Origin of the sequence: Ornithinibacillus proteolyticus (assembly GCF_039581225.1) — a bacterium.
GTDB lineage: Bacteria > Bacillota > Bacilli > Bacillales > Amphibacillaceae > Ornithinibacillus > Ornithinibacillus massiliensis.
Genome location: NZ_JBCPXV010000021.1, coordinates 55,122 through 68,514 on the forward strand (window position 1 = coordinate 55,122; position 13,393 = coordinate 68,514).

At 37.5% G+C, this 13,393-nt stretch carries 10 protein-coding genes, 2 rRNA genes and 1 other annotated feature; all 12 genes read right to left on the reverse strand.

The window, feature by feature from the left end:
• Positions 1 to 2: 2 nt before the first annotated feature.
• Positions 3 to 1,403, reverse strand: a complete 1,401-nt coding sequence (gene cysS, locus AAIB49_RS11320) for a cysteine--tRNA ligase (protein WP_343458100.1) — start codon at positions 1,401 to 1,403, stop codon at positions 3 to 5.
• Between the two features lie 3 nt (positions 1,404 to 1,406).
• Complete coding sequence (gene cysE / locus AAIB49_RS11325; protein ID WP_339217515.1) at positions 1,407 to 2,051, reverse strand: serine O-acetyltransferase; 645 nt, start codon at positions 2,049 to 2,051, stop codon at positions 1,407 to 1,409.
• 62 nt (positions 2,052 to 2,113) lie between these two features.
• Positions 2,114 to 2,335, reverse strand: a binding site (T-box leader).
• A gap of 222 nt (positions 2,336 to 2,557) precedes the next feature.
• Complete coding sequence (gene gltX, locus AAIB49_RS11330) at positions 2,558 to 4,027, reverse strand: glutamate--tRNA ligase (protein ID WP_343458101.1); 1,470 nt, start codon at positions 4,025 to 4,027, stop codon at positions 2,558 to 2,560.
• A gap of 127 nt (positions 4,028 to 4,154) precedes the next feature.
• Positions 4,155 to 5,249: a PIN domain-containing protein gene (locus AAIB49_RS11335; protein ID WP_186871235.1), complete on the reverse strand. Its 1,095-nt coding sequence runs from the start codon at positions 5,247 to 5,249 to the stop codon at positions 4,155 to 4,157.
• A 273-nt stretch (positions 5,250 to 5,522) separates the two neighbouring features.
• On the reverse strand, positions 5,523 to 6,896 hold the full coding sequence (gene radA / locus AAIB49_RS11340) for a DNA repair protein RadA (protein WP_339217518.1): 1,374 nt from the start codon (positions 6,894 to 6,896) through the stop codon (positions 5,523 to 5,525).
• Between the two features lie 299 nt (positions 6,897 to 7,195).
• Positions 7,196 to 9,622: an ATP-dependent protease ATP-binding subunit ClpC gene (gene clpC / locus AAIB49_RS11345; protein ID WP_339217519.1), complete on the reverse strand. Its 2,427-nt coding sequence runs from the start codon at positions 9,620 to 9,622 to the stop codon at positions 7,196 to 7,198.
• A gap of 17 nt (positions 9,623 to 9,639) precedes the next feature.
• Entirely contained in the window at positions 9,640 to 10,704 is a 1,065-nt protein-coding gene (gene mcsB / locus AAIB49_RS11350; protein WP_339217521.1) for a protein-arginine kinase McsB, read from the reverse strand.
• Entirely contained in the window at positions 10,679 to 11,245 is a 567-nt protein-coding gene (gene mcsA, locus AAIB49_RS11355) for a protein-arginine kinase activator protein McsA (protein WP_186871231.1), read from the reverse strand. The genes mcsB and mcsA overlap by 26 nt, the downstream gene beginning before the upstream one ends.
• A 37-nt stretch (positions 11,246 to 11,282) precedes the next feature.
• Positions 11,283 to 11,744: a CtsR family transcriptional regulator gene (locus tag AAIB49_RS11360; protein ID WP_186871230.1), complete on the reverse strand. Its 462-nt coding sequence runs from the start codon at positions 11,742 to 11,744 to the stop codon at positions 11,283 to 11,285.
• 461 nt (positions 11,745 to 12,205) lie between these two features.
• Complete coding sequence (locus AAIB49_RS11365; RefSeq protein ID WP_343458102.1) at positions 12,206 to 12,901, reverse strand: MgtC/SapB family protein; 696 nt, start codon at positions 12,899 to 12,901, stop codon at positions 12,206 to 12,208.
• A gap of 127 nt (positions 12,902 to 13,028) precedes the next feature.
• Positions 13,029 to 13,144 (reverse strand): 5S ribosomal RNA (gene rrf / locus AAIB49_RS11370).
• Positions 13,145 to 13,210: 66 nt separating this feature from the next.
• Positions 13,211 to 13,393: ribosomal RNA gene (locus AAIB49_RS11375) — 23S ribosomal RNA — on the reverse strand; the annotation flags it as partial.

A 13,393-nucleotide genomic window follows, 5' to 3' on the forward strand; every position in this document is an offset into this window, starting at 1 on the left:
CACTAGCCCCTTTTCCAACGAACCCCTTGTGGTGTATCTTCTAAAATAATATTCTTTTCTTTTAATAAATCACGAATTTCATCTGCCCGAGCGAAATTACGCGTTTTTCTTGCTTCATTTCTCTCCTCAATCAGCGCTTCAATCTCCTCATCCAATAAAGCTTTCTCACCTTCAACGGTTACTCCTAAAATTTCTAAGAACGATTTTATTTTCTCTTGAAATAGGTCGATTACATGTGCTGATGTATGGTCTTGATTTAAATAAACATTTGCTTCTTTTGTTAAATCAAATAGAACAGAAATTGCATTTGCTGTGTTAAAGTCATCATCCATCTCTGCTTCAAACCGCGCTGTTAAAACAGCGATTTTATCTACCCATTCTTGCTGGGTTGTATCAAGATTAGTACTTGATGCTTTCCGATGCTCTAAATTCTGATACGAGGTGATAACGCGTTCCAGACTGTTTTTTGCTGCTTCTAATAGTTCTCCTGAGAAATTAATCGGGTTTCTATAGTGAACACTTAGCATAAAGAAACGAATCACATTAGCATCATGCTGTTCCAATAAGTCTCTTGTTAACACAAAATTACCTAGTGATTTAGACATTTTCTCGTTATTAATATTAATATATCCATTATGCATCCAATAGTTTGCAAATGTTTTCCCGTTATTTGCCTCTGATTGGGCAATTTCGTTTTCGTGGTGTGGGAATGTTAGATCCTGTCCTCCAGCATGAATATCAATCGTCTCGCCAAGATATTTCTTCGCCATCGCGGAGCATTCAATATGCCAGCCAGGACGGCCCTTGCCCCATGGAGAATCCCAAGAAATTTCCCCCTCCTTAGCACTTTTCCACAACGCAAAGTCAAGAGGGTCATCTTTTTTCTCCCCGATTTGGATTCTAGCTCCAGATCGTAATTCATCGATTGACTGATGAGAAAGCTTGCCATAGCCTTCAAAAGCCCTCGGTTTAAAATAAACATCCCCCTCCGCTTCATAAGCAAAGCCTTTATCTACTAAGTCTTTAATAAAATCAATTATCTCTTGCATCGTATTGGTAACTCGTGGATTATGAGTTGCCTTTTTAACTCCTAATTTACTTACATCTTCTAAATAAGCATCAATATACTTATTAGAAACCGCAAACACATCTTCCCCTAGTTCATTTGCCCTTTTAATAATTTTATCGTCCACATCGGTAAAATTGAGAACATAGTCAACATGATAGCCCTTATATTCCAAATATCTTCTTACGGTATCAAATACAATTGCTGGTCTTGCGTTTCCAATATGAATATAGTTGTATACAGTAGGTCCACACACATACATACGGACCTTGCCTTCCTCTATTGGCTTAAACTCTTGTTTTTCACGCGTTAGTGTATTATAGATTGAAATCGACATATCCTATTTCCCTTCCTTTAGTTTAGCAATTTCCACTTTTAATAATTCAATTTCCTTTTGAAGACTTGAACATTGTTCCTCAACCGGATCAGGTAATTTATGATGGTCTAAGCGCCTAAGCTTCTTCCCGTCTTGAATGACTACTTTACCCGGAATCCCTACTACCGTTGAATTATCAGGAACATCCTTGAGCACAACAGACCCTGCGCCTATTTTGGCATTCTCTCCAATCGTAATTGACCCTAATACCTTAGCCCCAGATGCAATTAATGCATTATCTTTAATCGTTGGATGCCTCTTCCCTTTTTCTTTCCCTGTACCACCTAACGTTACACCTTGAAAGATGGTTACATTGTCGCCAATTTCACAGGTTTCTCCAATTACAACACCCATTCCGTGATCAATGAAAAGCCTGCGCCCAATTTTAGCCCCTGGATGTATTTCTATCCCGGTAAAAAAGCGACTAATCTGTGATATAGTACGTGCAATAAAGTATAGCTTTCGTTTATAGAACGCATGTGCAATACGATGGGACCAAACAGCATGTAAACCAGAATACGTTAAAAATACTTCAAAATATGTTCGAGCTGCTGGATCTTGTTCGAATACAACATCCATATCTTCCTTCATTCGCCTAAATAACCCCATAAAAAATCCCCCTCGAAAAGGATACATGTTTTTTCAAAATAAAAAGCGTCCCTGTGTAAAAACACAGAGACGCTTTTAGCGCGGTTCCACTCTGTTTGGAGGTGTTTGTTTATACCCCCCCAACTCATACTCTTATAACGGTAGAGTACCGCCGTTATGTACTAATTCCTTCCATAACGGACTCAAAGGAGCACTTCATAGATAGCGATTAAAATCACTCCCAGCCATGGTGATTCTCTCTGTGTAATCTACTAGCTATTACTTTCCCTTATCAACGTTCTTTATTTATTGTATTAATACTATATTATAGATTAGTAAAAATGTGAATCACTTCGCTCCAGTATTTTGAAAAAGCGAATGACAATCATCGGGTCCCGAATATTTTTTTCTAAAGAAGGCTAGTACAGACCCTCGCTACAACTAAAGCTTCTTTGAAATAAAAACTAATCAGTAGCCATAAGGATAATACGCACCTATATCCTAAGCTACATATCCAACCCCGTTCATTAAGCTCCTAAATCTTTTAACAATTGATCTAAGCGTTCAACGATTAATTCTTTACCTAATAATTCAATTGCGAGCGGTAGTTCTGGACCATGTGTTTGTCCTGTTGTCGCAACACGGATTGGCATGAATAGTTTTTTACCACGGTGTCCAGTTTCTTTTTGCGTAGCTTTAATTTGATCTTTAATTGTATCTTTATTGAATTCTTCTAAATGGATTAGTTTATCCGTAAACACTTGTAATACTTCCGGTACTTGTTCTTCTGCTAATACATTCTTCGCTTCTTCATCGTAAGCTATTTCTTTATTGAAGAACATCTCTGTAAGTTCTACGATTTCTTGCCCGTACCGCAATTGTTCTCGGTATAATCCAATCACTTTTTCTGCCCATTCTTTTGTTTCCTCATCCATATCAGCTGAAAGTCTTCCCGCTTCAATCAAATGAGGCATGGCTAGTTCAATTACCTTATCTAAATCTGATGCTTTAATATATTCGTTGTTCATCCACTTTAATTTTTGTACATCAAAGATAGCTGGAGAAGTGGATAGTCTTTCTGGATTAAAGATTTCAATAAGCTTTTCTTTTGCGAAAATCTCTTCTTCCCCAACAGGAGACCATCCTAATAGTGTAATAAAGTTAAACAATGCTTCTGGTAAGTAACCAAGATTTTTATACTGTTCGATGAATTGAATAATATGCGAATCACGTTTACTTAACTTCTTACGGTCCTCATTTAAAATTAATGTCATATGACCAAATGTTGGTGCTTCCCAACCAAATGCCTCATAGATCATCAATTGTTTTGGTGTATTTGAGATATGCTCTTCACCACGCAGAACATGTGTAATATTCATTAGGTGGTCATCAATCGCAACTGCAAAGTTATACGTTGGAACACCATTTTTCTTCACGATAACCCAGTCACCGAAATCACTAGATTCAAACTTAATTGTACCACGTACCATATCCTCAAATGTATAGGTTACATTATCAGGAACTCGGAAACGAATACTTGGCTTTCTACCTTCTGCTTCATATGCAGCTATTTGTTCTGGTGTTAAGTTACGATGCTTGCCGCCATATTTAGGTGCTTGGCTATTGGCGATTTGCTCTTCACGCTCTTGCTCCAGTTCTTCTTCTGTCATGTAGCATTTATATGCTAGTCCTCTTTCTAGCAATTCATTAACATACTGATTATAAATATCAAGGCGTTCCATTTGGCGGTAAGGTCCGTAATGTCCACCGACATCCGCACCTTCATCCCATTCCACACCTAACCACTTAAGGAATTTAAGTTGACTTTCTTCTCCGCCTTCTACGTTACGCTTTTCATCGGTGTCCTCAATTCGAATAATAAACTTCCCATCGAAATGCTTCGCATATAAATAGTTAAATAAAGCTGTACGAGCATTTCCGATATGTAAATGGCCAGTTGGACTTGGCGCATAACGTACACGAACTTCTTTTGTCATAATAGTCTCTACCTTCTTTTCTATATTTATATAATAGTCATTCCTATAACATTATAACAAAAAGTGATAACACTGACTGTTATCACTTTTAATTTATTGTCAATCTTCAATATAAGTTATACCTTTTTTATAATGCTTTTTCAAGTAATTTTGGCTTTGCAAAAATCATACGTCCGGCAGAGGTTTGTAGGACACTAGTTATCAGTACTTCAATCGTTTTACCGATATAATTTCTACCTTCTTCCACAACAATCATCGTACCGTCGTCTAAATATGCAATTCCTTGATTTTGCTCTTTACCATCCTTAATCACTTGAACCATTAATTCTTCTCCAGGTAATACAACTGGTTTAACAGCGTTCGCAAGGTCATTAATATTCAATACCGATACACCTTGCAAATCACATACTTTATTTAAATTGAAATCATTGGTAACTACAATACCATCCATTACTTTGGCTAATTTAATTAATTTGCTATCTACTTCCTGTATCTCTTCAAAATCACCCTCGTAGATTTCTACTTTAATAGGTAATTCCTTTTGAATACGATTCAAGACGTCTAGGCCTCTTCGACCGCGATTTCTTTTCAGGACATCTGAAGAATCTGCAATATGTTGCAGTTCACCTAGCACAAATTGCGGGATAACAATTGTCCCTTCGATAAAGCTTGTTTGGCAAATATCTGCAATACGCCCATCAATAATCACACTTGTATCTAATATCTTCGGTCTCGGTTCATTACTATCTAGTTGATCTAGATCAGTAGAACCCTTCTTCTTATCCTTGCGATTAATACTTAACAGATTAATTAATTCATCACGTCTACGGAAACCGACCTGAAATCCAAAATAACCTAGAAGTATGGTAATAAATAACGGGATGACCTTCGATACAAATTCAATGTTGATTTCCTGAATTGGCAAATTGATTAAAAATGCCGTTACTAAACCAATAATTAGCCCGAGACTACCAAATAGTAAATCACCAATCGGTATCTTTACTAATCCCTCTTCAATCCACCTTAAGAAATCTACAATATAATCCGTAACCAGATAGGAAATAACAAATAATATAATTGCGCCTAATACAGCACCTAAATACGGTGATTCCAACCATGCTAAACTGTTAAAATCTAATAGCCTAATAACATATGGTATATATAAATACCCAATGGTACCCCCTGAAATAATAAAGAACAAATGAACAATCTTTTTCAGCACCACCGTCACCTCCTAACCATTATTATTACCTATTAACCTAAAATAATAACCATTAATTTTTAATAAACTTCGCTTTCTTCCGTTATTTAAGCCGAATTATTTCGTTCCGGATACGGAAAAATCCAGAACTACCATCTATCAATTTAGAGTAGTACTTCACCATAATAGCATAGCTTCAAAAAACAATCAAATTGGCAAAACATTAAATTTTATCACACTAAATTAACCAAGTCAATCAAAATTCGACAAAATTCTACTGGTTTTTTAAATCTATTATCTTGGCACCCCTATATCTAGTGCTTCTTGAATCGTTCGGACACCAATAACTTGAATATCCTTTGGAACAGTCCATCCTTCTAGATTGTTTTGTGGACAGATGACTCGTTTAAAGCCAAGCTTTGCTGCCTCTTGAACGCGTTGCTCTATTCTCGATACCCTTCTTATTTCTCCAGTTAATCCAACTTCACCTATGAAGATATCATCCGGCCTCGTCGAAATATCTCTAAAACTAGATGCAATACTAACCGCCGTTGCCAAATCTATCGCTGGTTCGTCTAACTTTACTCCGCCCGCTACCTTTATATAGGCATCCTGATTTTGTAGCATTAATCCGACTCGCTTCTCTAAAACCGCCATTAGTAATGATACGCGATTGTGATCAATACCAGTTGCCATTCTTCTTGGATTACCGAAGCTAGATGGGGATACTAAGGCCTGAATTTCCACTAATACAGGTCTTGTCCCTTCCATCGACGCTACAACTGTCGAACCGGCAGTACCTTGTGACCGCTCCTCGAGGAATATCTCAGAAGGGTTCAACACTTCTCGTAAGCCCTCTTCCTTCATTTCAAAAATACCCATTTCATTCGTGCTACCGAAACGATTCTTTACACCACGTAAAATTCGGTATGTGTGATGTCTTTCTCCTTCAAAATAAAGCACGGTATCTACCATATGCTCTAATAACCTCGGACCAGCAATTGCTCCTTCTTTCGTTACATGTCCTACGATAAAAATAGGTATACCACTCGTTTTAGCAATTCGCATTAATTCACTTGTACATTCTCTAACCTGGGATACACTTCCAGGTGCACTAGTTACCTCTTCACGATAGATGGTTTGTATGGAATCAATAATGACGAGTGATGGTTTTAACTGATCGATATGGTTCGTTATCGTTAGTAAATTCGTTTCAGAAAGTACATAAAGTAAGTCTGAGCTTACACCTAACCGATCTGCACGAAGCTTCGTTTGTCTAGTAGATTCCTCACCAGATATATATAAAACTGGCAGCTGCTTCTCGGCAAGCTGTGATGAGACTTGTAATAGGAGTGTTGACTTTCCAATACCCGGGTCACCACCGATTAGTACTAATGATCCAGGTACAACACCACCGCCAAGCACACGGTTTAACTCGTTTAATTTTGTTGTAATTCGTGGCTCATCCTGTGACTCAATAGATGTTATTTTTTCTGGTTTACTACCAGAGCTAGAAATGCCACTAAATGTATGTCTTGATTGTTTACCTGTAATTTCGGTTTCCTCTACAAAGCTATTCCAATTATTACAACCTGGGCATTTGCCCAACCATTTTGCAGTTTCATATCCACATTCCTGGCAAACAAATTTAGTCTTTCTTTTTGCCAATCATATCATTCCTTTCGGATACCTCTATTATATACGTTTAACGCGGTATTAAGGTTACAGAAATCTATCAATTTAGTATTATTTTTCCTTAAGTTTGCCACATATTCTTCATAAATTAGGGTTTCATTAACATTGTTTTACTAACAGAACACATCGCTCTATACACTATATCCGCTATAAAACTGCCAATTTATAGACGCCCTACAATTATAACTAGCATCGTACCATACCTTTCTGAGGAAGAAAAAAGCTAGAAGGTGAAATCCTCCTAGCTTTTTCTTCAAGAAAATAAAACTATTTTACGGTAAAATAATAAATTCACCTTTATTATTTAACCCAATTTTAACCTTTTCTCCGATTTTAATCGAACCTTTTAGTAGCTCCTCTGATAATAGATCTTCAATATTCTTTTGTATAGATCTTCTTAATGGTCTTGCACCATATTCAGGATCAAAGCCCTCATTCGCAATTTTTTCAAGTGCTTTATCGGTAAGCGAGAAATCAATTTCTTGTTCGATTAAACGCTTTTGTACGTCTTTAACCATTAATGTGACAATTGATTTCATATGTTTCTTCTCTAAGGAATGGAATACAATCGTTTCGTCAATTCTATTTAAGAATTCTGGACGGAAAGCTTTTTTCAATTCGTCCATGACTTTTGATTTCATATTCGCATAGTCTTTGTTTTCATCATCTAAGTTAAATCCGACATATTTGTTACGCTTCAGCTCACTTGCTCCAACATTTGATGTCATGATTACTACCGTATTACGGAAGTCTACGACACGACCTTTCGAATCGGTTAGGCGTCCATCTTCTAGCACTTGTAAAAGGATATTAAACACCTCAGGATGTGCTTTTTCTATTTCATCTAATAATACAACAGAGTATGGTTTTCTACGAACTTTTTCCGTTAGTTGACCACCCTCTTCGTATCCAACATATCCTGGAGGAGATCCAACAAGTCGTGAGGTCGAATGTTTTTCCATGTATTCGGACATATCAATACGAATCATTGCATCTTCATCGGCAAACATCGCCTCAGCAAGCGCACGAGCCAATTCTGTTTTCCCTACCCCTGTTGGTCCTAAGAAAATAAAGGAGCCAATTGGACGTTTCGGATCTTTAAGTCCTGCTCTTGCTCTTCTTATTGCTTTTGCAACAGCTTTAACGGCTTCTTCTTGGCCGATAACACGATCGTGTAATACCTCTTCTAAATGAAGCAGACGCTCACTTTCGTCTTTTGTTAATTTAGAAACTGGTACACCAGTCCAAATCGACACAATACTAGCAATATCTTCAACTGTTACTTGAGAATCCTCTTGTCCTTGTTTTTCTTTCCATTCATTCTTTGTCGTCTCTAGTTGCTCACGTAAACGCTGCTCTGTATCTCTAAGTGAAGCTGCTTTTTCAAACTCTTGACTCTGTACTGCAGCATCTTTTTCTTTCCGTACCTCTTCAAGCTTTTGCTCCAAGTCCTTTAGATTTGGTGGAACAGTGTAGGAACGTAATCTTACTTTAGAACCGGCCTCATCAATTAAGTCGATTGCTTTATCTGGCAAGAAACGATCGGTAATATATCGATCCGATAATTTAGCAGCCGCTTCTATCGCTTCATCGGTAATCGTTACACGGTGATGCGCCTCATAGCGGTCACGTAGTCCTTTTAAAATCTGAATCGTTTCTTCTAATGTTGGCTCATCCACTTGAATTGGTTGGAAACGTCTCTCTAAAGCTGCATCCTTTTCAATATATTTACGATACTCTTCCAATGTAGTAGCACCGATGCATTGTAATTCTCCACGCGCTAATGATGGCTTTAAAATATTGGAAGCATCAATTGCCCCTTCTGCACCTCCAGCACCAATTAACGTATGCAATTCATCAATAAATAAGATAATATTGCCTGCTTGGCGGATTTCCTCCATTACCTTTTTCAAGCGGTCCTCGAATTCCCCACGATATTTCGTACCTGCTACAACAGTACCCATATCCAGTGTCATGACACGCTTATCTCGTAATGTTTCTGGTACTTCATTTTGAATGATTTGCTGTGCTAATCCTTCTGCTACAGCTGTCTTACCAACACCAGGCTCTCCGATCAGGACTGGATTGTTTTTCGTACGGCGACTTAACACTTGGATAACACGTTCTATTTCTTTACTTCTTCCAATGACCGGGTCAATATTCCCCTCTTTTGCACTTTGTGTTAAATCTCTCGCTAGTGAATCCAATGTCGGTGTATTAGCATTAGAAGCTTGGCCTCGACCCTGTCTACCAGCTTGAGATTCATTACTACCTAATAATTGAAGCACTTGTTGTCTTGCCTTATTTAAACTAACCCCAAGGTTATTTAAAACACGAGCAGCAACGCCCTCACCTTCTCGGATTAAGCCTAATAGGATGTGTTCTGTTCCTACATAGGAATGACCTAATTTTCTTGCCTCATCTTGGGATAGCTCAACTACCTTTTTTGCTCTAGGTGTATAGTGAATGGTTTGCATTGGTTGCTTACCAGTTCCAATTAGCTTTTCCACTTCTTCTTGAATTTTTGATACTTCTAATCCAAGAGATTCTAATGCTTTCGCAGCTATACCTTCCCCTTCACGCACTAATCCAAGAAGAATATGCTCTGTACCTATATTATTATGACCAAGACGTACGGCTTCTTCTTGTGATAAGGCTAAAACTTTCTGTGCTCTCTCAGTGAAACGTCCAAACATCATATAAGATTTCCTCCTACCTATTCCTCAAATTGTAATCGTTCCCGGATTAAAGACGCTCTTAGTACATCTCTCTCTGAAGCACTTAGCGTCTTTTTTGCATAATGCTGCAAGAAACCTGGTTGTGTTAAAACCATCAGTTCATTAAGTATATTACGAGAAACATTTTTAATGATTCCTAAATCAATTCCCAGTCTAACATTTGATAAACATCTTGCAGCCTCTTTTGATTCAATAATTCTACTATATTCCAAAACACCTAAAGAACGGAAAATACGGTTCTCTAGTTCAATTCCGGATTGTTCTAAAATTCTAGTACGAGCCTTTCGCTCATGTTCAATTAACTGTTGTACAACACTCTCCAAATCTTCTATGATGTGCTCTTCTGTCTTTCCAAGTGTAATCTGATTAGAAATTTGAAAGATATTTCCTAATGCTTCGCTACCTTCTCCATAAATCCCTCTTACTACTAGTCCTAGCTGGTTTATAGCTGGCATCATTCGATTGATTTGCTTCGTCATAGCAAGCGCTGGTAAATGCATCATTACCGATGCTCTCATCCCTGTCCCTACATTAGTCGGACAACTGGTTAAGAAGCCACGCTTTTCATCAAAAGCATAATTTACCTTTTCTTCAATCCAATCATCAAACTCCAAGGCTTTGTTTAATGCCTTCGTTAATTGTAAACCAGGAAAGTATAGTTGAATTCGAATATGATCCTCTTCATTTATCATGACAGAGACTTGTTCGTTTTGTGAAATTAGCGTAGCAGCTGCACCTTCTCTTTTCGCAAGTAATGGGCTAATTAGGTGCTTCTCTACTAATACACTTTTCTCAATTGCGGTTATGTCTCGGATCGAGATAAATTCAAAGTTCTTATATTCTCCAAATGACGTATGCTCGTATTCCTGTTTAAAGAATTTACGGATTTGCTCTAAGTCTTTTTGATCGGCAATAATAGGAAATGGCATGTCTGCAAAGTTACGCGCCAAACGAATGCGACTACTTAGTACAATATCATGATCTGGACCTTGTTCACGCATCCAAGGACTGATTGCTTCATTCATGAAATGTTGAAGTGTCATTACTATCACCTGTTTCCTTACGATTAATCTTTGCTTCTAATTCCTTAATCTTATCTCGAATTACAGCAGCTTGTTCAAACTCTTCATTAATAATTAATTCTTTTAATTCCGTCTTATAATTTGCAAGCTGTTTCTTAAGATGTAAATTGCCACCTTTTCGCTTCGGTATCTTACCCCTATGTTCTGTATTTCCACTATGAACACGACGGAAAATTGGATTTAGATTGGAAGAAAAGGTATGGTAACACTCTCCACATCCAAACTTACCGATTTGTTTAAATTCCGTAAAGGTCAACCCACATTTTGGACATTGAACATCTTTTTCCTTTTGTAAGTGTGCTCCAGGTGACCCGACAGTTCCAGACTCAAAGTTAAATAATCCAGTTAATAGATTATGAAGCGAATATCCATCTTCCGGATACGTCATATATCCTTTTTCTTTTGCACAGACCTCACAAATTTGAATTTCCGTCTTATGTCCGTTAATCACCTGTGTATAATGCAAAGTAGCTGGCCGTTGATGACATTCCTGACACTCCACCTTGTTTCCCCCTTGTCTAAAATCTAAACCGATTAACTTATAAGTACTTTAATGTTGTGAGCATAGAGGTTAAAATTCTTGCTCTAATCTCATCTCGTAGAGGCAATTTAAATGCTAATGTCTCCCTACTGATTCCATTAGCCATTATCTTAGCTTCTCGTTCCGTTAAGATTCCCTCTTCCATAAGGCGTTCTAATACATTTACAGCGGCTTGCTGGGTTACCGTAGGGTTAATTAGCTCAATAATCTCATCAATTAATTCTGATTTATCGCGGTGTCTAATTCGAATAATTCGAATATACCCTCCACCACCACGCTTACTTTCAACAATATATCCTTTTTCCACCGTAAAACGAGTATTAATGACATAGTTTATTTGTGATGGAACACATTGAAATCGATCTGCAATCTCGCTACGTTTTATTTCAATAGCATCTTGCCCTTTTGCTTGTAAGACTTGTTTTAAATATTGCTCAATTACATCTGAAATATTGCTCATTTGATTCCCTCCTAGATTCCAGAGTAATCTCAGGTTCGTCCACCATATTGACTTTGACTATCTTTGACTTTACTTTTATTATACTTCAAATTTTATCAGATGCAACTATCTTACAATAACTATTGTAGACAAATTCATAACAATCAAAACCATTTATCTAAAGAAAATCTTCCACCCTTATAATTATATAAAAAAACCTACACAGCTGTTCATGATGTGTAGGGTGTATTTTGCAAAACGAAAATACACAAGATTGCAATTGCAATTACACAATGTTGCAACTTGACATTGAGCCTCTGCGGGCATGAGGACAAAGCCATGAAGCCAGCCGTGGCAAGGGCTGGCTTTGCCAATGAAGGTTATCATGCCCGCCTCTCAATGTAAAGTTGCAACGCCAAATGCCCTTGCAATACTCTGCACTTTTATTTTGCACTATACATAGGGGACTTAAAAGTTACTTATTATCTTTCTGAAACACTTTTTACAGCATCTATACTAGATAAACGTTCAAACAACTCAATTTTATTTAGATTAGCCTTTCGTTCAACCTTTATAAAAATACTTTTTAGATCATTTTCAACTTTAATAACTTCCACCTGTCTTACTTTTAGCTCACTATCCTCTAACACAGAAACAACTTTATTAATTGGTAGCCCACTATACGAAATAATCTCTAATACTAGGGACGTTTTGCCTCTAGTGAATAGCTTTTCAAAGTTATTAAGAAAAACTAGGCTTAACAAGATAATCAAGGTGGTAAATACAGCGACAGCATACATTCCTGCTCCTACAACAAGGCCTAGACCTGCTACTGCCCAAATGGAAGCTGCAGTAGTTAAGCCTCTTATCGTGCCTCCATACACCATAATTGTTCCCGCTCCTAAAAAGCCAATCCCACTAATTACATAAGAGGGAATACGTGCTGGATCAAATTGAACATTATTATATTTTTCAATATATGCCTCAAAGCCAAATAAAGATAGGAGCATCATTAAACAAGCACCAACACCAACTAGAATATGAGTACGAAAGCCAGCTGAATGATTTTTCAATTCACGCTCAAAACCAATCAAACCAGATAATACTAAAGCAATTAGTACACGTGCTATTATTAGAAAGAAGTTATCATCGATTAAGTTTTCAAAGACCGCATTCATGTTAGTTCCCCCTTCTCTTAACTATTTCTCTCTTATCAGTTTAGTCATTCCAATTGAAAATATGATAATTGAATTATATTATATACAAAAAAGCCAAGAGACAATACAATCTCTTGGCTTAAATCTTGCCTGGCAACGTCCTACTCTCGCAGGGGCAATGCCCCAACTACCATCGGCGCTGAGAAGCTTAACTTCTGTGTTCGGTATGGGAACAGGTGTGACCTTCTCGCCATCATCACCAGACAATGGTTTGGATATAGAATTATACCCTGAAAACTAAATAAGAGTAAACAAACGATATCAAATAAGTTAGTTAAGTCCTCGATCTATTAGTATCCGTCAGCTCCACGTGTCACCACGCTTCCACCTCGGACCTATCAACCTCATAGTCTCTAAGGGATCTTACTCACTCGAAGTGATGGGAAGTCTCATCTTGAGGGGGGCTTCATGCTTAGATGCTTTCAGCACTTATCCTTTCCACACGTAGCTACC